The sequence below is a fragment of the Staphylococcus sp. HMSC063F05 genome, from assembly GCF_001837075.1.
In the GTDB taxonomy this organism is placed as follows: domain Bacteria; phylum Bacillota; class Bacilli; order Staphylococcales; family Staphylococcaceae; genus Staphylococcus; species Staphylococcus epidermidis.
Window position 1 is genome coordinate 67,936 of record NZ_KV831337.1, and the last position, 23,624, is coordinate 91,559.

Below are 23,624 nucleotides of genomic sequence, written 5' to 3' on the forward strand. Positions count from 1 at the left end.
AGAATTATGAGACTATTTAAACAATTTAAATACTACATTTTGGTATTTTTATATAGAGAGGTTTTAGCAAATGAAATTATCATTAAATTCAAGTTCAAAATTTTTAAGAGCCCCTAGTATTCGTCAATTTTCTAATAGAATTAAAGCGATTGACGATTGTGTTAATTTAACAATTGGACAACCCGATTTTCCTATGCCAGATGTGGTCAAAAATGCTTATATCAAAGCAATCAAAAACGATAAAACAAGTTATTCTCATAACAAAGGTTTATTTGAAACACGCGAAGCTATTAGCCAATATTTTAAACGAAAATATAATTTCCTTTATAGTGAGGAAGAAATCATCGTTACTAATGGTGCGAGTGAAGCATTAGATACATCGTTAAGAAGCATTATTGAGCCTGGCGATGATATACTTATTCCAGGACCGATATACGCTGGTTATATCCCATTAGTTGAAACTCTAGGTGGAAATCCAGTATATATAGATACCACACAATCAGATTTTAAAGTAACACCTGAACTGATTGAGTCGCATCTAACGCATAAAACTAAAGCTATACTTCTAAATTACCCTACCAACCCAACAGGTGTAATACTCGAACGCTCTGAAGTCAAAAATATAGTAGACACACTTGTAAACAAACACATTTTTATAATCAGTGATGAGATTTATGCTGAAAATACGTTTAAAGAACAACATACATCTTTTGCTGAATTTCCAGAAATTCGAGATCAATTATTACTTATAGGTGGTTTGAGTAAGTCCCATTCTGCAACAGGTATTCGAATCGGCTTTTTACTTGGTCCTGAATATTTAATTGAAAAATTAACCTTTATGCACGCTTACAATTGTATTTGTGCAAATGTACCAGCTCAAATTGCTTGTACTACCGCTTTAAATGAAGGGATAAATGCCCCTCTATACATGAATCGTGATTATATCGAACGTCGTAATTACCTGAAAGAAAAATTAGAATCATTAGGCTTCGAATTAACTGCTCAACCTGAAGGCGCATTTTACATCTTCCCTAGTATTAAAAGATTTACGGAAAACGATTTTGAATTTTGTGTTGATGTGTTGGAGAAAGCACACTTAGCTATGGTTCCTGGTTCTTCCTTCACCGATATTGGCAAAGGGTATATTCGAATTTCATATGCTTATGATATGGAAACATTAAAAAAAGGAATGCATCGATTAGAAAATTATTTACAGCAACATTATCCAGAGCAAATGACCACTCCAACTAAATAAATCGTCTGGCAAACGTTTATTCCTGAATTGAAATTTATGAGTGTACCAAGCCCACACAACAATAGGTTTAAATGTATCAAGTGTGTGCGCTTATCTGAGATTTACACTCGCAAATCGTGAGCATCCACTTTAAATAGTACATTTTCATTTTTTACATTGGTGATTACTTATATCTCCCAATTTTGCTAATAGTTACTGATACTTATTAATTCCAATGAAATAATAAAATCGCCTAAGACATAATTCGTGTCTTAGGCGATTTTAAATAATTGCTATTCAGTAACTAGATTAGAATTGTAATTATAATATGCATTTCAAAACCAGTCTATTATTCAACATATTGCTTATGGGAATTTAGGGAATTGGTCAAAATCAGGATTACGTTTTTCTTTAAACGCGTCACGTCCTTCTTTCGCTTCATCAGTAGTATAGTAAAGTAAAGTCGCATCTCCAGCCATTTGTTGTAAACCAGCTAAACCATCAGTATCAGCATTCATTGCTGCTTTTAAGAAACGTAAAGCAGTTGGTGAGTGTTGCATGATGTCTTTACACCATTTAACTGTTTCGTCTTCAACTTGTTCTAATGGAACTACAGTATTCACTAAGCCCATATCCAAAGCTTCCTGTGCATTATATTGACGGCATAAGTACCAGATTTCTCTTGCTTTTTTATGGCCAACTATACGAGCTAGGTAGCCAGAACCGTACCCAGCATCAAATGAGCCTACTTTTGGTCCAGTTTGTCCAAAAATAGCATTGTCTGCAGCGATTGTTAAATCACAAACAACATTAAGTACATTTCCTCCACCAATTGCATAGCCTCTAACCATTGCTATTACTGGTTTAGGAATCACACGAATTAAACGTTGTAAATCTAATACATTTAAACGAGGAATATCATCTTCACCTACATAACCACCGTGTCCACGTTTTTTTTGATCTCCACCTGAACAAAACGCTTTGTCCCCTTCACCAGTTAATACAATTACTGATACATTTTGATCATCACGCGCACGTGAAAATGCATCAATCATTTCAGCAACTGTTTTAGGAGTAAATGCATTTCTTACTTCTGGACGATTAATCGTTACTTTGGCAATCCCTTCGAAAAATTCATATTTAATTTCATCATATTCTCTAAGTATTTCCCACTGTCTAGTCATTTTGCTCCTCCTTTAAAAAACCTAATATTATTGTATCAAATTCCGTACTATCTTCCACATGAATTGTATGTCCGACATTAGAAATTTGAACTTTATGACTATCTTGTAAGTGATTCTCTAATTGTTGTCCTATCTGAACAAACTTTTTATCTTTTTCCCCTACTAAAATTAAAGTAGGAATGCGTATCAATGATAGATGTGGCCATAAATTAGGCATATGACCAGTACCATAATCACGAAGTGCTTTGGCCAATTTATTAGCATCTTGATTCAAGCGATTATTGCGAATACTTTGGCGTATCTCAGGTGCTAGATTATACTGCGAACGAAAAAGTGGTAACTTTTCCCAATCATTCACAAAAATATCTAAACCAGCAATTTCAAGTACTTTTGCACGTGCAGCATCTACTTGGGCACGTTCTACTTTATCCGTCTCATTTTGAATACCTGCTGAAGTACTCTCTAAGAGCAACCCTGATAGCGTTTCATTACCATGTATAGCATAATAAAGTGCTACCCGGCCACCCATAGAGTAACCTAGAAGAAACACATCATATGTTTGATATTGTATTAAAACTTCATCAAGTTGACGTGTAATAAACGGGAAATCCCACACTTCGTCCATAGATGAAGTATCTAAGCCATGGCCAGGCAAGTCAATTGTGAGCACGTTTGTATGTTCTACGAGGCGTTCTATATGTGAATGATAAGTAGTAGCATCACTTATAAAACCATGCAACATCACCAATAATTGCTTACTTTGGTTCTTAGATTCATAAAAATTATAATGTAACATTAACAATCTCACTCAATTTCTGATATAAATTTTGGTGTTGATGCAAATTTTCGTCTCTATTGGTTATAACTTCATACATGTGAGAACCCATTTTAGATAATTCAGCATATTTAAAGTCAGTCAAATTATCAAAGCGCTTAAATGTAAAATCATATAACAGTGCAGTATATTCAAAGTTTAAGCCTGTTGGTGTTCCAAATAATCGCTCAAAATATTTTGTAGCCGATCGTTTTTGAGGTAAATATGAAAAGATACCTCCTCCGTTGTTATTAACTAATACAATGTTAATATGAAGTTCATTTAATTTGGCCATTAATAAACCGTTCATGTCATGATAAAAAGATAAATCACCAATAAGCAATATCACATTCTTATGTGCCGCCATACCTAGCGCAGTTGAAACTACTCCGTCTATTCCATTGGCACCCCGATTAGCGTATACAGATGCCTCACTATCAAACAGTAAATTATCGACATCTCTAATTGGCATACTATTTCCAACAAATAATGTATCTTCTTTTGTAAGTTTTTGAATTAAACTCCCTACATATGCCGCTTCATCTGTCGCATGCTTTAAGTAATCACTTATTTCAATGCGTGCTTGTTGTTCAAGTGATTGCCATTGCTGTAACCATTTTTTTCGTTCAACAAGTGGTTCTTCCATTAATGAACGGAAAAAATCATTTGCTGAAATCTCATAAGATATATGAGGTGGTGTCGGAAATACATCAATTTGATCATTATTCTGCACAATAATTTGATACGCATCGGTTTTCTTCAACCATTGATTTAATTTTTTAGAAATAACTGGCTTACCTACACGTATGACATAGTCTACTTCTAAATTTAATCCTGCTCGATACAATAAATCATAAGTGGTTATAACATTAGGATGTTTCTCTTTACGAAGCTGACTAAGGGGATCTGCTAAGATTGGCAGATCATATATAGTTGAATACGTTAATATTTGATCAACAGCTTGGTGTTGCATATCTCCGACAATGATGAGACCATTTTTTTCTTGTAATATGTCTTTTATATCATCTACCGAAATCGATTTCTGATAATGAGGTAACGTTTTAGTTACAGATGTTAATAAATCGACACGATCTAAATCTGGTGTTAGTGGTTCTCTAAATGGTAAATTAAAATGAATCGGTCCTCGGTGTGGTCCATATAAATATTGACTTGCAATTTGCATTTGATAATTAATTGTATCAATTGTATGTTCACTTCCATCAGCAATCGGCAAATCAAATTGAAAGTTCACATAATTACTAAACATATTTACCTGATTGATTGCTTGAGGTGCACCCACACTGCGCAGTTCATGCGGTCTGTCGCTCGTTAAAACAACGAGAGGCAAACGACTAATTTGACTTTCAGCTATAGCGGGTGTGTAGTTCGCAGCGGCTGTTCCAGATGTACAAAGAATTGCTACAGGTTTTTCGCTACCTTTAATAAGACCTAAAGCAAAAAATGCAGCACTTCGCTCATCAGGGTGAATCCATGTTTTAATATTTGGATGTGCTTCGAAAGCAAGTGCTAATGGTGTTGAACGTGAACCTGGACTAATTACTACTTCTCTTACACCATAAGCATAAAGCTCTGAAGCAAATGAAAATACTTGTTCAGTTAAAGCTTCACTATGATTCATCATTATTATCTACTCCTAAGGCGTTCATCATTGGTGAGAATTTAACTGCAGTTTCAGCAACTTCACTATCAGGATCCGAATTTTTAACAATGCCGCATCCAGCGTATAAAGTCGCTTGTTGCTCTTTAATTAGCATAGAACGTATAGCAACAATGAATTCACAATCATCATAAACATCAATATAGCCTACCGGCGCGCCATATAAACCTCGAGTACCAAACTCTTTATTCTCAATAAAATCAAGCGCTTCTTCTTTAGGGTAGCCACCTAACGCAGGTGTAGGATGTAAACGATCGATTAAACCAATGTATGATTTGTCATTTAAATTAGCTTTGATTTCCGTATATAAATGATACATATGATCATTTTTTAAAATATTAGGCGTTTCATTGTACTCTACATCCTGTACAAAAGGCTCAATATCATTTAAGATGCTCTCAACAACAAAACGATGTTCTCCTAAATTTTTCTTATCTTTAAGAAATGCCTCTATATTCTTATTATCTATTTGCTCATTATGTGTACGTTTAATGGTACCTGCTACAGCTTTTGTAGATAAAACACCATCTTCAACTTTGATTAATTGCTCAGGCGTTTGAGAAAAGAATATTGACTGATTAGCTTCTAATAAAAATATATAACTATTTTTTTCATTTTCAAGAGCCCGGTTTAAAACATATGGAATATTGATTTTTTTATCAAATTTGACTAAACGACGACGTGCGAGAACGATTTTTTTATTGTCGTCAATCGTATCAATCGCTTCTTTTACGAGATCACGCCAATCATCCTTATAAATATCTTCCATACGCGTCACATCTCCAAGTGCTTCCTCAGGGTTATCCATGGTTGTTTGTTCAAAATGTGCCACTAAAGTTTTAAATGCTTGTAAATCAAAATCTTGTCGCTTTGTTGTATAAGTTAGATAAGTACGCGTACCTTCATTAGAAATTAATACTTTAGGTAAAACAAAATGGTTTAAACCATATTCTCTCCATTCATCATCTGATTTGTGACTCGAAAATTGAAAACCGCCACACAATCTAAGATGATGATATTTATTATGTGGATGAATAAGTTCAATATTATTTTTTAATTTTTCCCAGTCCTTAAAAATGGATTGCTTATTCTCAAAGTCGTTTTTAAACCTATGAATAGCATGATATCCAAAATACGAAGAATAATTATCATTTAAGCGCATGTAAAAACGGTCCCCAGCATCTTTTTCAGTTAAATGAAACAACACACTAGGTTTCATAGTTTTATTTAATTCAACTTCAACTGAAACCCAATCTTTTGTACTTTCATATAACTTATCGACGATTGCCTGTTCGTCTACATTCACATCCATTTTTTTCACTTCTTTCTCCTCCGAATTTTACTCATTATTATATTGTATCATTTTTAATCTTTTATGTAGTTATTAATGCTTAAACTAAACATGCAATTTTTCACGTTGATTGACCTTTACTGGTGTTTCATTTAAAATGTTGATGATAAATCTATATAAATAAGAGGTTGTGCATATCATGTCAGATCAATATCAACAATATTCCACTGTTAAGAAGTACTGGCAATTGATGAGACCTCATACTTTAACAGCCGCTGTTGTCCCTGTACTCGTTGGTACTGCAGCAGCTAAAATATATTTACTCGGTAGCGAAGACCATCTGAAATTCAGTCTTTTCTTAGCTATGTTGCTTGCATGTTTGTTAATTCAAGCTGCAACAAACATGTTTAATGAATACTATGACTTTAAAAAAGGTCTTGATGATCATACCTCTGTGGGTATTGGTGGCGCTATTGTACGTAATGGTATGAGTCCTAAACAAGTAATGAATTTAGCAATTGCTTTTTACATCATTGCAGCACTTTTAGGTATCTTTTTAGCAATACAAAGCTCATTCTGGATTATTCCAGTAGGCATAGTTTGTATGGCAATTGGCTATCTATATACCGGTGGCCCTATTCCAATTTCATGGACACCTTTTGGTGAACTATTTTCAGGATTATTTATGGGTATGATTATCATACTACTTTCATTTTTCATACAAACCGGTAATGTTCAAGGATATGCCGTATGGTTAAGTATTCCAATAGTCATCACAATTGGTTTAATCAATATGGGTAACAATATTCGTGACCGTGTTAAAGACAAGGCTAGCGGTAGAAAAACTTTGCCTATACTTTTAGGTAAACGTGCTTCAGTTATTTTTATGGCAATAATGTATGCCATCGCATACATCATTGTCATCATTACAGCCTTTTTTAAACCTGCGGGATCACTATTTTACTTGTTAGTTTTATTATCATTCCCAATGCCTATTAAAGCAGTGAGACGTTTTAATAAAAATGATACACCTGAAACAATGATGCCTGCGATGGCTGCGACAGGTAAAACGAATACATTCTTTGGTTTATTGTATGCATTAGGAATCTATATTAGTGCACTTTTAGGTGCAATCTAAACTTTCACACGAATGAGTCTGGGACAATAATAATGCCCCAGGCTTTTTTATTGCAAAGACAGACAACAATTAAATTTAAAAACATACTTCTATCAAGTTATTTCAACAATTGTCTAAACCCAGAATTTCAAACAAAAATTCAATAGACAAGACTAGTTTGGGTTCAGGGCCCCAACATAGAAAATTTCAAACAGAAATTCTACAGACAAGGCAAGTTGGGGTTCGGAGTATGTTTAGACAACGCGCTTATAACTTATGCCCCACTGAAACCATTTATAAAAATTCAATCTGTAAACAAAATTAATGTTTATTCATTTATATACATCACACACCTTTCATTATGATGTGATGTTACTTATTATTCAATGTCATATGAAAATATTGATGGCCATATAAACGAATTGTCGCATCCTCTTTAAACCCTAATTTGTGATATAGGTGGCGTGCTTTATTATTATCATAATCACAATTCAATCCCCATTTTTCATGTGCATGAGTGGAAATTACATACTTTAAAAGTTGTGTTGCAATACCTTGTCCTCGATATTTTGGAGTCGTTACTACTGCTTCTATATATATTTCATCATCGTATGATTCTTTTTCAGGTAATGGTGTACCTAACTGAAGGATATCTTCTTCAAGTGGTAACTTAAGCCATTGTTGTTCAAAATCCATTTCCTCTTTCCCAGGATACGCAATTACACATCCAGCAACAACCCCGTCTTTCTCATATACCCAAATATGCTCATAAAACGACCGATATCTCACATTCATAATACTTAATTCTATCGCTTCAATAATACGATCTTTAGTTATTTCCTTGGTAATATCTAATTCCATATCTCTCCAAATAAGGTAACATAACTCTGCAATCTGTCGATTATCACTCGTTTTCGCTTTTCTAATCACATTTGACTCCCCTTTTAGATATTGATAGCTAAAGTTTATACTCAATTTCTAAATAAAAAATAAATACGACATAATGTTGACATCTTAAAATTAAACAATCACTATAAATTGAAACCTTCACTTTATATCATAACATCTTCTTTAATACTTTTACTTTGATAAACTAAATAATTATCTGTAAAAATAAAGATAAGACTAAAAACTAAAATAACCATACGGAGGTAGACATAATGAAAGTTAACAAAACAATTTATATTATAGTTGCATTGATTTTAGGTGGTCTGGGCGTGCATAAATTTTATGCCGACCAAGTTGGACAAGGTATTCTACATCTCGTCTTTTTCTGGACTGGCATTCCAAGTGTTGTCGCAATCATTCATGCTATCATTGTTATTTTTACTAAAAAAGCAGATGAATACGGCTACATAACTTTTGATAAAAAATAACATCTAAAAATATTTCTTCATATTTTCCAAAATAACAAATTTTACTTTTAGCTCCTACAAAAACTGGGTATAAAATATCAAACAAAATATAAGGGGAGTTAACATGCAGAATATTATTAAGAGAGTTATTAGAATTTTAGTTTCCGGTTATATTGTCAAAATGATACGAAACCTTATTTTCAAAAATTCTAACGATAGCAATAAAAACAATCACAAATAGAAATATAAAAAACGGAATTGATTAGCAATTCCGTTTTTTATATTGTCCGTTGCCAAAAATATTCTTTTTGTATTGTTATGCACACGCCAATTGCTCAACTTATCGAACTACATCTTTGGTACGTTTCTCTTATTTTCTTCATTCTTAATTTACTAAAATATTAAATATTGATTTAAACTTTTATTATTAACTTTAGTATTCAATATTAGTTTAGGATTATCAAAATTACTTTTTAGGTCTAAACGACCATCTATTTCCAAAAGAGATTTATAGTTATATAGTTTATGACTTTCTCAGTTTTTTCGACAGTACTAGCTAGTTTTTAAAAAACTTACTCTCCCCATTTTTTTCTAGTTTATTTATTAAAACAGATTTCCTTTTGCTCATAATATTTTCATCAAGATTTAAATCTTGATGAAAATATCGCAGTGTGGAGAAACCTTCAGTATTATCGTTAATACTTTTACGTGGTGATAATAATAAACATACACATTTGTTTGTAGAATTTGAGGAGTTCGACAGAGCAAATGAAGAAAAACACGCAAAAGTTGAATATCATAGTTCTAAAAATAAAACAGATACATTATAACACGTAAAGCACTGCCCTATTTTGAACAGTGCTTTACGTGTTATGTACATCCATCAGTTTGCCTTCGCTCTAACTTAAAATTCCAACAATATTTTTTAATATAATTAATCCTACAATAATAACAATAACGCTAGAAACTTTATTTAAAATAACGATATACTTACCACTTTTATCAATTTTTCCTGTAATTCTTCCTAAAATAGCTAAAAAGACAAACCAAATCCAAGATACAGAAATTGTAGCCAATGAAAAAACAACTTTGTCATAACCATCATAAACTGAAGCACTCGTTCCGATAACACCAACAGTATCCATTATTGCATGAGGATTTAATAAAGAAACAGATAAAGCAAATAAAATCTGCTTTTTAGCTGACATAGGTTCTATTTCTTCGATATTTGAAGGCTTTTCCGTCCATAAAGACCATGCCATATACATCAAAAACAAAAACCCGATGATGTAAATAAAAAGTTGTAAAGTTGGCATAGATATTAGTATTAAAGATACTCCTAAAATAGCTATTACAATTAAAAAAGTATCACACAGTCCAGCTGTTATAATTACAGGTAATGCTTTACTAATTTTTTTTGGTTAGCTCCTTGATTAAATACAAACACATTTTGAGCCCCTAAAGGTAAAATTAAACCTAAAGCTAATAATAGTCCATGTATCAAAGGTTGCAACATATTCTAACTCTCTTTCCTTTCATAGTTCGGTGTAAAAATATCTTTAACTACACTATAAAAGCCAGGCAATGTAGTTTTAAAAAATCCAGTACAATGATGAGCATTTCGATATGCTGTATAACTAGTAAATACTGGAAATGCAACAAATAAACAAGTTATCCATTTATTCCAAAACTTATTTGTAAATAAAGATCGATGACAAGCTTCATGCATTAAATTATCAAATGCTCTCATTCTACTACCAATTAATATAATAGCTACAAGATAGATCAAAATGTTATTAAAAGTTACAGAAATTAAAATACTACTAAAAATAACAAACCAATCAAATAATAACGCAATCACGTTATTATAAATGTTCTTTTTTATTTATCGTAATATTAACAAAATTCAGAATTTTAATCAACTATATGTGCATGTTATAAATGCATACCTTTATCCGTTTTTGATTCTTTTGTTCTTGTATTTGTTCTAGCTCTGAATAGAATTCTGGGTTCATTTGTTTATCTAAGTGTACTGCTGACCCATTTAGTTATGATTCATCTTCTGTTAACTTATTAACTCTTTCCGCAAATGTGTTTCTTCATTAGCTCTTTTAGTAAAATTTTTAAAAGCTTTAAAGCTATTTCTACATTCTCTTTAAATGGCTTTGCCATTTCGTAAAGTCGATTGAAATTATCGTATGTATTTTCAATACGCCCAACTGCTTTATTTAATAAATCATCTTTCTCTCGTATTTCCTTCTCTTTATCTTCTAAGGCGCTAACAGATTTTATACATTCGTAATCCTCCATAATTCTTTGTGCTATTTTTATTACTCTTGAAACTGATTAAATTCATCTTTGTTTATAACAACATTAGCAGTCTCTTGTAATTCTTTATCAAACAAACCGCCTACTTTTTCTGTTTCAACCTTATATAGAACGTTTAAAGGCTTTCTAAGCGTTTCTAGTGATTTTAGGTATGTTATTGTATCAATTCTTCGTTATTTTGTTTTATATGGGCTGAATTTTATACCTACGTTCATATTCTTTCTTATGATATTCTGTTTTTTGTTTATAACTATTAACTTGATCGTGTTGTCTATTTGTTAATTCTCTTGAAGTTCCTTGTTCTAATTCATAACCACGTTCATTTACATACTCATTAAATTTATCTTGAAAGCTTGCTAATGCTTTTTTATTACCTACAACATCTTTAGCACTTAATCGTCCATCTTCTATAATTGGTACAATTTCAAAGTGCACGTGAGGCGTTTGTCCATATGAAGCTTTGCGTATAACAAATTATCTTTCCCGTATTCTTGTTCTAAAAATTCTTTAGCCTGTTCAAAAAAATTTTGTATTTACTGGTGTCTGATTACTAAAAAATTCATTATCTGATGTAATCATTCCGTCTATATGTTTTACTGCGTCTTTTCTAATTTTTCTTTTGCCTGTATAGTTCCGCTCAATTTTTTCATCAATCAAATCATTAAAATTTTGTTTTCCGTCATTTATCAAATCATAATTTAGATGTTTTTTTGAATGGTCTATATCTTCATTTTCATAATTAATATTTTCTCTTTGAACATGATTTTTGAATACCTATTGTGTTTGTTCCAGTTTTTAATTTTTCTACTCTGATAATCGAATAAGACATATTAAAATCATTCCTCTACATAAAGGTTTTGCGTGTATTTTATAATTAAAGTCTAACAGACAAGACTTATTTTCAATAAGTCATTAATACATATGCTCTGCCGAGAGCAAAAAATATCGCTTATAATGGATTTAAACCATTATAAGCGTCATTACAGAAAAGACTAGGTCATGCAAATATTGAAATTACTTGGCGTGTTTATAGTCATTTATTAAAAGTATTAAAAAGTGAAGAAGTTGCAATGCCGGATAATATAATATATTTTTAAGTGCTCAACGAACCAGACAACTTGTCTTTAATTTAATCAATATTGACTACGCATTAATCAAAATAATTAAAACAGACTTTTACAGATTTTCAACAAAATAAAAAAGAACGCTGATATATCAAGGTTCTAGCGTAATTTAGTTAATCAGAATTAAACTGATTTTTATTAATGAACGGAAACGTAATTTAATATTGCGGGTGGCGTTTTTATCAATTTAACAATATAGAGGAACGTTTAGTTTAACTTACGAGGTTTAACGATAGATAACAAGATATAACAAAACCCCGTCAAATCAACGTTTTGTTTTACGGGATTTAACGAGGTATAAACAAATAACGGAAACGGAGGGATTCGAACCCTCGCGCCGCTCTCGCGACCTACACCCTTAGCAGGGGCGCCTCTTCAGCCAACTTGAGTACGTTTCCATATGGCTCCGCAGGTAGGATTCGAACCTACGACCGATCGGTTAACAGCCGATAGCTCTACCACTGAGCTACTGCGGATAAATAATAATTAATCTGTCTCTATCAAGCACAAGTATTATTATATCAATCTTGTTGAATTTTTCAAGAGTTATATTAAAAAAATATACGGAACATTTACACTTATTTAATATTAACGTCCCGCATATTTTAAATTGAAACACTGTCATCAATTTTTAAAATCAATAGTTTGGGAAAAAAGCTAATTTTCTTCAAAAAGGGAGTAGCGTGAGAGCGCCTCGAAAATATTTAGAGAAGACTGATTATAGTCAATGGGTTGTTCAGGGTTGTTAGATTTCATTCGTGATTGCTTATCTACCATGTAATAATAGATGATTACATTCGTATATTGATGCCACAAGCTATGAAATGATACATTGAGCGTTAACGAATCACCATTCGCAAAAATTATTTTACTCTTACGATTTTTAAGTTCTTTAACATTTTCAATATAATGCATATTAATCCATATATTTTCTTCTTGACGGTCTGAGTGAGTTGGAAAAAAGTAAGTAGGAAAAAGAGGCGTAAGTAAAATAGGTGGTTTACTAGAGATTCCAGTAATACGATTCGTTTCTGCTTTTTTACTAATATAATTATTACCATAAAATTTACATGATCTTTCGATAATTCTCTGTACTTTAAATGGACTTTCTTTGCGAGTTTGATCAAATCTGATAATTTCAGTACCATTTGTTTGCTGATATTCATCATATTTAGGTCGTATTACCATATCACCTTTTCGTATAACATAAATCGTTTCGGGTAAATGTGTCATTAAAAAACCTCACTTTATTCGATTACTTAGATGGTTATTAAAACTAAAAAACTATAACCTAATAATATTTTATCCAAGCTTAAAATAAATTCAAGTTCCACTTTTATTTTCTTTTTACATATATTTCTTTTAAAATGTCAGAATATTCATTGATTTCAAAATTTAAAATCAGTATAATACATGTATATTAAATAATTGAAAGGTCGTGGTCTTTATGAATCACAATACTGAGGTCAAGTACACTACATTAGAAGATTTTGTAATGACAGTGAACGATTTAGGCGTTGAACTCGTCATTGAAGAAGCACTCAGAAATGCAAGAAAAGCTAAACTTAAACTCTTAATTGACGAAGCGCTCATCAATAAAAACGAGAACGATTTTATTCAATATACTAACGAATTTAAACAATTGGAGGCATTTTTAAGTGAATAAATTAGACTCGAGTCACTCATCATAAAAGGTCTATTCCCTACTTTAAAATAAGTTGAGAATAGACCTTTTTATCATACTTAGGACATCAATCTTATAATTTCATACTTATCTATATCCCCAAAGTAGTGATAGAAATCATAATTTTGAAGTGCCTCTTCTATATGTTCAAAATCATGTAAGCAACCTACTAACGCATGTTCAAGTTCGGTTACATCTCCTTCGCCGAAGAAATCTCCAAATAGTTTTGCCCGTTCAATTCTTCCTTTTTTTACATCTAATTTTATTTGAATAAAACCTTTTTCAAATTTCTCTTCACGCTCAATATTATATTTTGGATTGCTGCCATAGTTCCATTCCCACGTACGATACTTTTCATCACTTAATTGCTTAATATTTTTCCAATCTTCTTCTGTTAATATATATTCTTCAACTTCATTTTCACCAAAAATAGTTTTAAGAATAATTTTTTTGAATTCTTCTATATCTATTGGCTGTTCTAGAAATTCCTCAATATTGGCAACTCTTTTTCTAACAGATTTAACGCCTTTAGATTTAATTTTAGCTGGATTCACTTTTAATGCCTTTTGAACTTCATTTAAATCACAATTCAGCATTAATGTACCATGACTAAACATTCTATTTTTTACTTTAACCATAGCATTTCCAGATATTTTAGCTTGCCCTACTTGTATATCATTCCTTCCAGTCATTTCAGCATTAACTCCCATTGATTGTAAGGCCTGTACAATGGGCATCGTAAACTTTTTAAAATTATGAAAGCTATGGCCATCATCATCTGTGATAAAGCTAAAATTTAAGTTTCCAGTATCATGATAAACAGCCCCACCACCAGAAATACGTCTCACTACATCTATTTGATGTTTATCAATATACGCTTGATTAACTTCTTCAATTGTATTCTGATTCTTTCCAACAATAATTGAAGGTCTGTTAATATAAAATAAAAAATAACTTTCTTCAGAAGGTAAATTTTTAAGAACATACTCTTCCATTGCTAAATTGAGGGAAGGATCATTAATATTATTGTTGCTAATAAATTTCATAACATTCTCTCCTTAAATAAGTCTCTCTATATGCCCTTACCCTAGTTATGAATCATTTATAGAAAAATTTCCACTCTTTTACTCATTTATGAATGACATTTTATAATTTTCTTTTAGTTCACTTCTTTTTCATAGAAATTAGTTTATTTGTCAAGTAAATTTTAGTACAATATAATCTAGCTATGATTTAAGGGAGGACTCGTAATGACTGTTGCAGAAGTAGGTAATATAGTAGAATTTTATGACGGTTTAAGAGGCCGTGTCGAGAAGATTAATGATAACTCTGTTATTGTAGATTTAACTATTATGGATAATTTTAATGAATTAGATTTACCGGAAAAGACAGTTATCAATCATAAGCGATACAAAATCGTTGATCAAGAAGGTTAATTAAAATGAAAAATGTTTCTAAAGCTTTGATTTGGTTTGTTATAAGCTTCATCATCTTTCACGCAATATTATTTGTGATGTGGGGAGAACATCAAGAATACTGGTATTTATATACTGGCATTATGTTAATAGCTGGAATAAGTTATGTTTTTTACCAAAGAGACATTGCATCTAAACGATTATTAACTTCCATAGGCATGGGTATAATAACGAGTGTCGCACTTATTATTATACAATTAATTTTTTCACTTATTTCATCAGAATTATCATACGCATCTTTAATCAAAGAATTATCACGAACGGGTGTCTACTTTAAATGGCAAATGCTCGTTACTTTATTATTTGTGATACCTTGTCATGAATTATATATGAGAACTGTTTTACAAAAGGAATTAATAAAATATAACTTACCGAAATGGGCTAGCATTTTAATTGTTGCAATATGTTCAAGTTCATTATTTATATACTTAGATAATTGGTGGATTGTATTCTTTATTTTTGTAGCTCAATTCATTCTATCTCTTAGCTATGAATATACGAGACGTATTGCTACGACTACAATTGGTCAAATTGTGGCTATCATTTTATTATTGATATTCCACGGATAAAAAAAGCATTTCTTAGACTCATGAATTTGAGCTAAGAAATGCTTTTTTAAATTAATTAAAGAAAAAGTTACACATACACCGTTATAAATAGTACGAGGAAGATTAATAAACTTTAAAATTATGATTTAATTTCACAGAATACATGTCACATTTTAAATTTTTTCTAATCAATCCACCCATCGTTTCCGAATATGTGTCGTGAACGATAGCTTCTTGTAAATACATTTTGTAGTTTCTATAACAATAATCTGTCATTGTTATTCTATACGAATCTTCTTCATTTAGACCATTTAATTTAACTCTATTAAACGGTGATTGTGACATGTCTATACAATAATCAAACCCTTGCCAAACTGTAAATAACGTTTCATCTATCATTGTCATACTTAATTGTCGCTTATTAAAATCAATATGCGCATAACTGTATTCAAGTATATCTTTGATATTTTTACCTTTGACAGTGATATCTATAGGTTTATCTGGATGAGGGTATGCATCGTATATATCTCTATTTCTTATAGTTCCTTTTAACCCTTCCTCACCATTCTTAGGTATATGCACACAAGAAATATCATAATTATAGGCTAATCTAATTGCATCATGTAATAATTGAGTAAAAGGATGCGGCTTACAAATAATATCTTCAATACATTGAACTGTTAAGCCATTGTTTTTGTTTGAAACTACTGAATTTGCCCAGTGTTTGACTGCCTTACGATCATAATATGTTTCTTTTAATAATTGCTCATCTTCATGGTAATCATTTAAGTCAATAACTTTTGAGTCGATGTGCTCAATCTCATAAGAAGTTGTACGTTTCTTAAATTTAATTGAAAGATGTACTAATTCCTCAGCATTTTGACCTGCTTGAACATATATAGTTCCATGATCTTTTCCAACTACTGTTTGATGTTGATGAGCGGTAATAATTACATCAATAACACCAAGTTCTTCCATAATTTTTTCAGCTTCGTTTGCATTTTTTTCATTTCTTTTATTGGCACTACTAATTTTATTTAACCCACCATGATAAATAACAATAAGGAAGTCTGGTTCTTCAACTTCATGTATGTATCTAATCCAACGTTTAGCTGAAACCAAAGTCTTCTCAATACAGACATCTTCTTCCATTTCTGCGTACTCGTTCTTCATTAATCCATCTGATGTTAAACCTACGATAGCAATTTTCAAATCTGAATACATTTTGATTGTATAAGGCGTAGAAAAATATGGCTCTCTAGTAACAGTATACTCTATATTTGCTGATAGCCAAGGAAACCTTGAGAGTGCAACTGAACGTGTCAAAAAAGATAATCCAAATTTAAATTCATTAGGGCTAATTCCACTAGCATCATACTGCATTGCATTCATCAACTTAATCATAGGATGACGTTTATATGGTGCTACAACGGCGTAATAAAATGCTGCAAGTGATCCCGCCAAACTTCCCCCACTATCTAGTAATATGACATTTTCATTATTTTTTCGAGCTTCATTAACATAAGTACCAGCCCGATAAATGTTTGAGCCATAATCACCATTTAAGAAGTGACTATGCATATCAGAAGTTGCAATCACATCAACTATTTTATTTTCATTTTTTTCCATAGAGCCACTCCTCTCCTTGAATTTAGTGTAACATGTACCATTCATTAAATGTTATAAAACTATTATCGCATTGATATCATTCTAAATAAAAAAACTATTAGCAAAGGTGCACGTATGTCTTTGCTAATAGTGTATTGACTATCCAATTTGTATACGTTCTTTAGGATAGCTATATTTTTCGGGTTCTTTACGTCCAGCTAACATAATAATGAATGAAATAAGTCCTACACGACCTATAAACATTAATATCATTAATACAGCCTTGGTAATGTCGTTGACATCGCTTGTCACACCTAAGCTTAAACCACATGTACCAAACGCAGACATTACTTCAAAGAAAATTTGTAAAAAGGACAACTTGCCTTGTTCAGTGGCAGATATAATAATCATGCTAATAAATGTAATTAATGACGCCATAGTAAATACGGCAAATGATCTTTGTACATCCATAATATGTACTTCTCTGTTGAAAATTTTAATACCTGTTTTGTCACCAGTATTATTAAAATTAATAACAAACAAAATTAAAATAGCAAATGTTGTTGTTCTGATTCCACCTCCTACAGAACTGGGAGATGATCCTATAAACATCAATAATCCCATTACAATATTTGTTGCGTCGCTGAAATGTGACACATCTATCGTTTGCAAACCTGCACTTCTGGTCGTTGATGATTGGAACAATGCATAAAATAATGATTGATGCCAACTCAATCCTTTAAATGCATTGCTATGTTCTAATATTAATACAACAATAACGCCGAATAAAAATAAGAATAAATACGTTGTTGTCGTTATTTTTGTGAATAATGAGAACCTAAAATTAGTTACTCGATTCTTTATATATGCTTTTAACTCCAACAAAACTGGAAAGCCTATAGATCCTAACACAATTAAGAACATTACTATTGTTTGTACAAAATAGTCTTTTGCATAGGGAACTAAAGATTCACCAGTAATATCAAGACCACCGTTAGTCGTAGCAGATACTGACACAAAAATGCCTTGCATTAATGCGTTTTTTAAATCAGGATTATCCCGATAAAAATAGAACGCGAGTAAGAGTGCACCTATAAACTCAATAATAAAAATTGTTCTTACAATTTCTAAAATCAGTTTAACCGTTCCACTCATAGTATCTCTATTATTATCTAACATAATGAGTTGTCGTTCTCTAATTCCAATATGTTTGCCTAAAACAACCCAAAGCATGGTTCCAATAGCCATAACACCTATACCACCGATGTTCAAAATAATAAGTATGATAATTTGACCAAAGGTTGAGTATGTGTCGACTATAGTAATTGGTGATAATCCTGTAACACTAATACCTGATACAGCTACAAAAAGTGTATCAATTGGATTAACCTCAACCCCTTGTTTATGAACATATGGCAAATTTAATAATAAAAATGCAACGACGATGGCAAATAGATAATAGAGTATAATCCCTTGTTGAGGGCTAGATTTTTTAAGCAGCTGACTTAAAACTGACATGATTTTCACCTCAACATTTATTTCAATTTGATTTTAATATTTTTCTCCGCACCATTTCGATAAATTTTAGCAGTAATTGTTTTTTGATCATCATAATGACTATATATGACTTGTCTATATCGTAAGTTATCTTCAATCTTCTTACCATCTAATTCTACTATTACATCACCTTTTTTTAAACCTGCTTTGTCTCCTAAACCATTTTCTTTCACTTCACCGATTAATACACCATGATTCACTTTAGCTGGTAAGTTGATTGCATTACGTTCAGAATCGTCAAGGTCACCAACATTTTTGATTTTGATTTCAGTATTGGGGTAGTTCACTTTACCTTTATGCTCTAATTCTTTCGCAATCTTACGTACATCATTAATAGGTATCGCAAAAGCCATTCCTTCTACATTATGCATATCAATTTTTAAAGAAACTATACCTATGAGTCTACCGTCTCTATCGACCACAGCACCACCTGAATTTCCTGGGTTCACAGGCGCATCAATTTGAAAAGCTTTCATCAAAGCATCATAATTATCATTTTTATCAATGTCCACAGGTACATGACGATTGAGTCCAGACACAATACCTTGAGAAACACTTCCTTTAAAGTCTGTGCCTAGAGGATTGCCTATAACTAAAATAGGTTCAGCCAATTTAATATTATTAGAATCCCCCATAGTCATTGGTTTAATATTTTCGTCAGCAACTTTAGCTTTTACAACTGCTAAATCAGACCATTTATCTTTACCAATTACCTTACCTGTCACAGATTTATCATTACCATATGTTACTTTTTGTTTTTCTTGATCACCGACAACGTGTGCATTAGTAAAAATATAAATAGAGTCGCCCACTTTTTTGTAGACGACACCTGATCCTATCTCATTATCAGATTCATTTTTGTTATCAGACACAGTCGTGTCATTAGACAAATCATTCTCGACAGTTACAACTGACTTAACAGAGTTTTCAGCAATTTTCATCGCTGTTGTTTCATCTTTAGCTGTACCGTTAAATGCACTATCATTTGTATGATCATTTTTATTAACTGTAGTGAATATGGCATTTAATATTAAAAGTAATACTATAATACCGATAATAATTAACATTTTAGGCCAGTGTTCTTTAAAGAAAGCTACCACCAATTGTTTAAATTCATTAACTTTTTTTATATTTTCGGCTCTGTTACGTTGTTTGTCTTCTTTTTTAAGAAATTGCGCTTGTTGAGTATTATCGTTGTCTTTATCTTTTGGTTGTGAATAGCTATGTTTTGAAGAATATGGTTGTGTACTTCTTGAATCTTGCTCAGTATGATTAGAATTTACGCCTAGCATAGATTCCTTTGAAGTCAATTTAGTATGTTGTTTACTTTCGTTTCCAGAATCATCATAGTCTTTTATTGACTTATTTTGATGCGGTAAAGTGGAGGTATCACTTGAAACTCGCACATCATGTAGACTTTCTTCTCCAATTTTATTATCGTCGTCTTTAGATTTATTCATTTGATTATTTTGATTTAAAGTTTTTTGTTTATAACTTTTATCATCACGTTGTTGATGTATTTCTTCTTGTGTCAGCTTCTCTATTCTTGCTTTTCTCAAATTATCTTTAACACGTTCCTCATTGACTTTAGTTTGATGTTGTTCTCTTTTAGCTTGATTTTCCTTCTCTATTTTCTCACGTCTTATGCGCTCTTCTCGCTCTACGTTATGAAAGTATTCACGTCTTTTACGTCGATATTGACTGCGTGGTATGACTTGTTTTTTATTGTTATCCACTAGAAGACCACTCCTATAGTTTCTTTAACTCATTCTTTATCTGTAAAATTCAAGTTATTTTAATACTATATATCATCATCATTTTAAATTCGTTTATAATCTAAAGTTTAATATTTTAACTATAAAACTGCAATGTTCTAATAAAAATTAAAATAAAAAGAACCTCCACTTAAATTATTATTAAGCAAAGGTTCTAGCATATCAATCAAATTATTTTTGATTACCTTTTTTCTTGTTGCCAATTGCTGAAGTTAACCATCCTATTAAAACTAAGCCAACTAATACTACCCAGAAGATTGTTTGCCATAAAGCACTATGTGGAAATGCTTCTGGTAAAACGCCAATATCAGGATGTGCAAGTACCATTATAATAAGTTTAATACCTACCCAACCTACAATTGCAAACGCAGCACCTTCAAGTCCTGGATATTTATTCAACAATTCTACAAACCAAGTTGCTGCAAATCTCATCAAGATGACACCTATCATTCCACCAAGGAACATAACAATAAATTGGCCTAAGTCCATACCACCAAAATGTATGCCAACTTTTGGTAATGTAACGGCTATGGCTAATGCGGCAAGCATCGAATCAATTGCAAACGCGATATCAGCGAATTCAACTTTAAATACTGTTCCCCAAAAAGATTTAGGGCCTACTTCTTTTTCGTTGCCTGTTTCATCGAAATGATGTTCGTCTCCTGTTTCTTTATGATGTTTTTCATTTGATTGATGGAAAAATTGCCATAAATTTTTAATAGACATATAGATTAAGTAAACAGCACCTGCTGCTTGTATCCACCAGAAGTTTGCAATAATACTTATTAAAAATAAAGCAATAAATCTAAAAATGAATGCACCTAATAGGCCATAAAAAAGTGCTTTTTTACGTTGTTTAGGTGGTAGATGTTTAACCATTACCGCCATTACAATTGCATTATCAGCTGCTAATAATCCTTCTAAAAATACAAGTACTAAAAGTACCCATAAATAAGGTAAAATCAAACTCGGATCCATTGTGGACAACTCCTTTTAGTTTAAATACAAATAAAGAGACCTATGCTAATTTAATAGCAAAGGTCTCACTTAGCAATATTTTTGCCCACTTTACCGGAAGACTTATCTTCGTAATGACGACAAAGTGTTGAATAGTTATTATCAGTTTAAATGCATTCAATAACTATTCTCAAGTTACTCCCCTCTGACAGTTTTGTCATAGGTATTTATTTGTTATTTTCAGTATACATACTATGACACTGCATAGCAATATAAACATTTTTCATATACTATGGTGTGCCCGAATAGTGATATGTTTAAACATTCAATTATAATAAACTATACAGTTTAATATCAGAGAATTTTTCTTCAAACCAACGCGTTGCAAATTCATTTTCAAATAGGAATACATAATTGTCGTATCTATCTTTTACTAAAATTGATCTAGAAGTATTCATATTATCTTTAATATCTTCTTCATTTTCAATCCAACGCGCAATTTTACGTCCAACTGGTTCCATAACCACATCTACATTATATTCATTATTCATGCGGTGTTCAAACACCTCAAATTGTAATTGACCCACAGCACCTAAGATAATTTGATTTGTGTGCAACGTTTTATAATATTGAATTGCACCTTCTTGAACAAGCTGTTCAATCCCTTTATGAAAATGCTTTTGTTTCATTACATTTTTGGCAGAAACCTTCATAAATATTTCTGGAGTAAATTGTGGTAACTCTTGGAAACTATATTTCTGCTTACCACCAACTAAAGTATCGCCTATTTGATAGTTACCTGTATCATACAAACCAATAATATCGCCTGCTACAGCATGATTAACAGTTTCTTTATCATCAGCCATAAATGATGTGGAACGAGTTATTTTTTGTTTTTTATTAGTTCTTTGTAAGGTTACATCCATTCCTCTTTCAAACGCACCACTTACCACGCGCATAAATGCAATTCTGTCACGATGCTTTGGATCCATATTGGCTTGAATTTTAAAGATAAACCCAGAAAAATCTATGTCGAATGGACTAACATCAACCTCTTCTTTAGTTTGTCTCGCATTAGGCATTGGCGCATGATCAACGTATGCATTTAAGAAATTTTGTACGCCGAAGTTTGCTAATGCCGATCCAAAGAAAACAGGTGTTAATTCACCGTTCAGTAACGCTTCATTATCAAATGCTTCACCCGCTTCATCGACAAGCATCATTTCTTCAATTGCTTGTTCAAATGCACTATCATTTTTTATCGCGTGTTCTTCTTTAAGTTCGTAATCTTCGTTTAAATGTAATAAATTTTCTTCATCTCTAAATGGTTCAATCGTTTTAGAGTGTCTATCAATAATACCAAAGAAATTTTGTCCCATACCAACAGGCCAATTCATTGGATAAGTGTCAATATTAAGTGTTTCTTCTATTTCATCAAGTAATTCAAATGGCTCTTTCCCTACTCTATCCAATTTATTGATGAATGTAAAAATAGGGATACCTCGCATTTTACAAACTTTAAATAATTTTAATGTTTGTGGTTCTATACCTTTTGCACAGTCAATAACCATAACTGCACTATCTACTGCCATTAATGTACGATACGTATCCTCTGAAAAATCTTCATGCCCGGGCGTATCTAAAATATTTATCTTATAATCATCATAATCAAATTGCATTACAGAGCTTGTAACTGAGATACCACGTTCTTGTTCTACCTTCATCCAATCACTTGTTGCAAATTTACCCGTCTTTTTCCCTTTAACTGTCCCAGCTTCACGAATCGCTCCACTGAAATACAACAATTTTTCAGTTAAAGTTGTTTTACCAGCATCGGGGTGTGAAATGATGGCAAATGTCTTTCTTGACTCTATTTCTTCTTTTAAATTCATTTA

The 23,624-nt window shown here is 31.8% G+C and carries 23 protein-coding genes, 2 tRNA genes, 1 pseudogene and 1 riboswitch; of the genes and pseudogenes, 8 read left to right on the forward strand and 18 right to left on the reverse strand.

Annotation, left to right across the window (positions count from 1 at the left end; all coding sequences use genetic code 11):
• The first annotated feature begins 70 nt into the window (after positions 1-70).
• Complete coding sequence (locus HMPREF2576_RS06010; protein ID WP_002485274.1) at positions 71-1,255, forward strand: aminotransferase class I/II-fold pyridoxal phosphate-dependent enzyme; 1,185 nt, start codon at positions 71-73, stop codon at positions 1,253-1,255.
• A gap of 344 nt (positions 1,256-1,599) precedes the next feature.
• Here HMPREF2576_RS06010 and menB read toward each other — a convergent pair whose 3' ends face one another.
• The 4 genes from menB to HMPREF2576_RS06030 are packed head-to-tail and all read right to left on the reverse strand — an operon-like array spanning position 1,600 to position 6,222.
• Complete coding sequence (menB, locus tag HMPREF2576_RS06015; protein ID WP_002485272.1) at positions 1,600-2,418, reverse strand: 1,4-dihydroxy-2-naphthoyl-CoA synthase; 819 nt, start codon at positions 2,416-2,418, stop codon at positions 1,600-1,602.
• Positions 2,411-3,214, reverse strand: coding sequence for a 2-succinyl-6-hydroxy-2,4-cyclohexadiene-1-carboxylate synthase (menH, locus tag HMPREF2576_RS06020; RefSeq protein WP_002439289.1), 804 nt, complete (start codon positions 3,212-3,214; stop codon positions 2,411-2,413). Before menH ends, menB begins: the two co-directional genes overlap by 8 nt.
• The gene (gene menD / locus HMPREF2576_RS06025; RefSeq protein ID WP_002485270.1) at positions 3,201-4,874 is read right to left on the reverse strand and encodes a 2-succinyl-5-enolpyruvyl-6-hydroxy-3-cyclohexene-1-carboxylic-acid synthase; all 1,674 of its coding nucleotides are present in this window, start codon (positions 4,872-4,874) and stop codon (positions 3,201-3,203) included. The genes menH and menD overlap by 14 nt, the downstream gene beginning before the upstream one ends.
• Positions 4,861-6,222: an isochorismate synthase gene (locus HMPREF2576_RS06030; RefSeq protein WP_002439285.1), complete on the reverse strand. Its 1,362-nt coding sequence runs from the start codon at positions 6,220-6,222 to the stop codon at positions 4,861-4,863. The genes menD and HMPREF2576_RS06030 overlap by 14 nt, the downstream gene beginning before the upstream one ends.
• A 178-nt stretch (positions 6,223-6,400) precedes the next feature.
• On the opposite strand from HMPREF2576_RS06030, the gene HMPREF2576_RS06035 reads away from it, so the two are divergent.
• A complete protein-coding gene (locus HMPREF2576_RS06035) occupies positions 6,401-7,339 on the forward strand; it encodes a 1,4-dihydroxy-2-naphthoate polyprenyltransferase (RefSeq protein WP_001831680.1) in 939 nt (312 codons plus the stop codon).
• A gap of 351 nt (positions 7,340-7,690) precedes the next feature.
• On the opposite strand, the gene HMPREF2576_RS06040 is transcribed toward HMPREF2576_RS06035, so the two are convergent.
• On the reverse strand, positions 7,691-8,248 hold the full coding sequence (locus HMPREF2576_RS06040) for a GNAT family N-acetyltransferase (protein ID WP_070856288.1): 558 nt from the start codon (positions 8,246-8,248) through the stop codon (positions 7,691-7,693).
• Positions 8,249-8,478: 230 nt separating this feature from the next.
• On the opposite strand from HMPREF2576_RS06040, the gene HMPREF2576_RS06045 reads away from it, so the two are divergent.
• The 3 genes from HMPREF2576_RS06045 to HMPREF2576_RS06050 all read left to right on the forward strand — a co-directional run bounded on the left by HMPREF2576_RS06045 (position 8,479) and on the right by HMPREF2576_RS06050 (position 9,503).
• Positions 8,479-8,694, forward strand: a complete 216-nt coding sequence (locus HMPREF2576_RS06045; protein ID WP_001831694.1) for a TM2 domain-containing protein — start codon at positions 8,479-8,481, stop codon at positions 8,692-8,694.
• A 103-nt stretch (positions 8,695-8,797) separates the two neighbouring features.
• Positions 8,798-8,914 (forward strand): SAR1012 family small protein, encoded by a 117-nt coding sequence (locus HMPREF2576_RS12630; protein ID WP_353616739.1) that lies wholly within the window; start codon positions 8,798-8,800, stop codon positions 8,912-8,914.
• Positions 8,915-9,344: 430 nt separating this feature from the next.
• The gene (locus HMPREF2576_RS06050; protein ID WP_001829449.1) at positions 9,345-9,503 is read left to right on the forward strand and encodes a hypothetical protein; all 159 of its coding nucleotides are present in this window, start codon (positions 9,345-9,347) and stop codon (positions 9,501-9,503) included.
• A gap of 69 nt (positions 9,504-9,572) precedes the next feature.
• On the opposite strand, the gene HMPREF2576_RS06055 is transcribed toward HMPREF2576_RS06050, so the two are convergent.
• From HMPREF2576_RS06055 to HMPREF2576_RS06085, 7 genes and pseudogenes are all read right to left on the reverse strand, one after another.
• Positions 9,573-10,085 (reverse strand): LysE/ArgO family amino acid transporter, encoded by a 513-nt coding sequence (locus tag HMPREF2576_RS06055; protein WP_224785136.1) that lies wholly within the window; start codon positions 10,083-10,085, stop codon positions 9,573-9,575.
• Positions 10,086-10,192: 107 nt separating this feature from the next.
• Entirely contained in the window at positions 10,193-10,534 is a 342-nt protein-coding gene (locus tag HMPREF2576_RS06060) for a fatty acid desaturase (protein ID WP_002456621.1), read from the reverse strand.
• A gap of 212 nt (positions 10,535-10,746) precedes the next feature.
• Positions 10,747-10,983 carry a hypothetical protein gene (locus tag HMPREF2576_RS06065; protein WP_001829451.1) on the reverse strand — a complete coding sequence of 79 codons (237 nt, stop codon included), beginning with the start codon at positions 10,981-10,983 and terminating at the stop codon, positions 10,747-10,749.
• Between the two features lie 201 nt (positions 10,984-11,184).
• Positions 11,185-11,745 (reverse strand): annotated as a pseudogene (gene mobV, locus HMPREF2576_RS12635) (MobV family relaxase).
• A 689-nt stretch (positions 11,746-12,434) separates the two neighbouring features.
• Positions 12,435-12,523: transfer RNA gene (locus HMPREF2576_RS06075), tRNA-Ser, on the reverse strand.
• Positions 12,524-12,526: 3 nt separating this feature from the next.
• Positions 12,527-12,601, reverse strand: a tRNA-Asn gene (locus tag HMPREF2576_RS06080).
• 181 nt (positions 12,602-12,782) lie between these two features.
• Positions 12,783-13,358 carry a competence protein ComK gene (locus HMPREF2576_RS06085; protein ID WP_070856283.1) on the reverse strand — a complete coding sequence of 192 codons (576 nt, stop codon included), beginning with the start codon at positions 13,356-13,358 and terminating at the stop codon, positions 12,783-12,785.
• Positions 13,359-13,572: 214 nt separating this feature from the next.
• On the opposite strand from HMPREF2576_RS06085, the gene HMPREF2576_RS06090 reads away from it, so the two are divergent.
• Positions 13,573-13,791: an IDEAL domain-containing protein gene (locus tag HMPREF2576_RS06090; protein WP_001829292.1), complete on the forward strand. Its 219-nt coding sequence runs from the start codon at positions 13,573-13,575 to the stop codon at positions 13,789-13,791.
• Between the two features lie 77 nt (positions 13,792-13,868).
• Here the strand turns inward: HMPREF2576_RS06090 and HMPREF2576_RS06095 are convergent, their stop codons facing one another.
• Positions 13,869-14,855 (reverse strand): lipoate--protein ligase, encoded by a 987-nt coding sequence (locus HMPREF2576_RS06095; RefSeq protein ID WP_001829269.1) that lies wholly within the window; start codon positions 14,853-14,855, stop codon positions 13,869-13,871.
• A 204-nt stretch (positions 14,856-15,059) separates the two neighbouring features.
• Here HMPREF2576_RS06095 and HMPREF2576_RS06100 point away from each other — a divergent pair, with 204 nt between their 5' ends.
• Entirely contained in the window at positions 15,060-15,245 is a 186-nt protein-coding gene (locus HMPREF2576_RS06100; protein ID WP_001829339.1) for a YkvS family protein, read from the forward strand.
• Positions 15,246-15,250: 5 nt separating this feature from the next.
• Positions 15,251-15,853, forward strand: coding sequence for a CPBP family glutamic-type intramembrane protease (locus tag HMPREF2576_RS06105; RefSeq protein ID WP_001829312.1), 603 nt, complete (start codon positions 15,251-15,253; stop codon positions 15,851-15,853).
• Positions 15,854-15,955: 102 nt separating this feature from the next.
• On the opposite strand, the gene HMPREF2576_RS06110 is transcribed toward HMPREF2576_RS06105, so the two are convergent.
• From HMPREF2576_RS06110 to HMPREF2576_RS06130, 5 genes are all read right to left on the reverse strand, one after another.
• Positions 15,956-17,461: a bifunctional metallophosphatase/5'-nucleotidase gene (locus tag HMPREF2576_RS06110; RefSeq protein WP_001829277.1), complete on the reverse strand. Its 1,506-nt coding sequence runs from the start codon at positions 17,459-17,461 to the stop codon at positions 15,956-15,958.
• 138 nt (positions 17,462-17,599) lie between these two features.
• Complete coding sequence (locus HMPREF2576_RS06115; protein WP_001829321.1) at positions 17,600-18,958, reverse strand: TrkH family potassium uptake protein; 1,359 nt, start codon at positions 18,956-18,958, stop codon at positions 17,600-17,602.
• Positions 18,959-18,975: 17 nt separating this feature from the next.
• On the reverse strand, positions 18,976-20,733 hold the full coding sequence (locus HMPREF2576_RS06120; protein WP_001829335.1) for a S1C family serine protease: 1,758 nt from the start codon (positions 20,731-20,733) through the stop codon (positions 18,976-18,978).
• Between the two features lie 210 nt (positions 20,734-20,943).
• Positions 20,944-21,750, reverse strand: a complete 807-nt coding sequence (locus tag HMPREF2576_RS06125; protein ID WP_001829314.1) for a TerC family protein — start codon at positions 21,748-21,750, stop codon at positions 20,944-20,946.
• A 71-nt stretch (positions 21,751-21,821) separates the two neighbouring features.
• Positions 21,822-21,945, reverse strand: a riboswitch (yybP-ykoY riboswitch).
• A 113-nt stretch (positions 21,946-22,058) separates the two neighbouring features.
• On the reverse strand, positions 22,059-23,621 hold the full coding sequence (locus tag HMPREF2576_RS06130) for a peptide chain release factor 3 (protein ID WP_001829318.1): 1,563 nt from the start codon (positions 23,619-23,621) through the stop codon (positions 22,059-22,061).
• Positions 23,622-23,624: the final 3 nt, after the last annotated feature.

Bases quoted from the DNA above. Each gene is read 5' to 3' on its own strand.
- HMPREF2576_RS06010 (WP_002485274.1), top strand. From the start codon at position 71: ATGAAATTATCATTAAATTCAAGTTCAAAATTTTTAAGAGCCCCTAGT.
- menB (WP_002485272.1), bottom strand. From the start codon at position 2,418: ATGACTAGACAGTGGGAAATACTTAGAGAATATGATGAAATTAAATAT.
- menH (WP_002439289.1), bottom strand. From the start codon at position 3,214: ATGTTACATTATAATTTTTATGAATCTAAGAACCAAAGTAAGCAATTA.
- menD (WP_002485270.1), bottom strand. From the start codon at position 4,874: ATGATGAATCATAGTGAAGCTTTAACTGAACAAGTATTTTCATTTGCT.
- HMPREF2576_RS06030 (WP_002439285.1), bottom strand. From the start codon at position 6,222: ATGGATGTGAATGTAGACGAACAGGCAATCGTCGATAAGTTATATGAA.
- HMPREF2576_RS06035 (WP_001831680.1), top strand. From the start codon at position 6,401: ATGTCAGATCAATATCAACAATATTCCACTGTTAAGAAGTACTGGCAA.
- HMPREF2576_RS06045 (WP_001831694.1), top strand. From the start codon at position 8,479: ATGAAAGTTAACAAAACAATTTATATTATAGTTGCATTGATTTTAGGT.
- HMPREF2576_RS12630 (WP_353616739.1), top strand. From the start codon at position 8,798: ATGCAGAATATTATTAAGAGAGTTATTAGAATTTTAGTTTCCGGTTAT.
- HMPREF2576_RS06065 (WP_001829451.1), bottom strand. From the start codon at position 10,983: ATGGAGGATTACGAATGTATAAAATCTGTTAGCGCCTTAGAAGATAAA.
- HMPREF2576_RS06085 (WP_070856283.1), bottom strand. From the start codon at position 13,358: ATGACACATTTACCCGAAACGATTTATGTTATACGAAAAGGTGATATG.
- HMPREF2576_RS06090 (WP_001829292.1), top strand. From the start codon at position 13,573: ATGAATCACAATACTGAGGTCAAGTACACTACATTAGAAGATTTTGTA.
- HMPREF2576_RS06095 (WP_001829269.1), bottom strand. From the start codon at position 14,855: ATGAAATTTATTAGCAACAATAATATTAATGATCCTTCCCTCAATTTA.
- HMPREF2576_RS06100 (WP_001829339.1), top strand. From the start codon at position 15,060: ATGACTGTTGCAGAAGTAGGTAATATAGTAGAATTTTATGACGGTTTA.
- HMPREF2576_RS06105 (WP_001829312.1), top strand. From the start codon at position 15,251: ATGAAAAATGTTTCTAAAGCTTTGATTTGGTTTGTTATAAGCTTCATC.
- HMPREF2576_RS06110 (WP_001829277.1), bottom strand. From the start codon at position 17,461: ATGGAAAAAAATGAAAATAAAATAGTTGATGTGATTGCAACTTCTGAT.
- HMPREF2576_RS06115 (WP_001829321.1), bottom strand. From the start codon at position 18,958: ATGTCAGTTTTAAGTCAGCTGCTTAAAAAATCTAGCCCTCAACAAGGG.
- HMPREF2576_RS06125 (WP_001829314.1), bottom strand. From the start codon at position 21,750: ATGGATCCGAGTTTGATTTTACCTTATTTATGGGTACTTTTAGTACTT.
- HMPREF2576_RS06130 (WP_001829318.1), bottom strand. From the start codon at position 23,621: ATGAATTTAAAAGAAGAAATAGAGTCAAGAAAGACATTTGCCATCATT.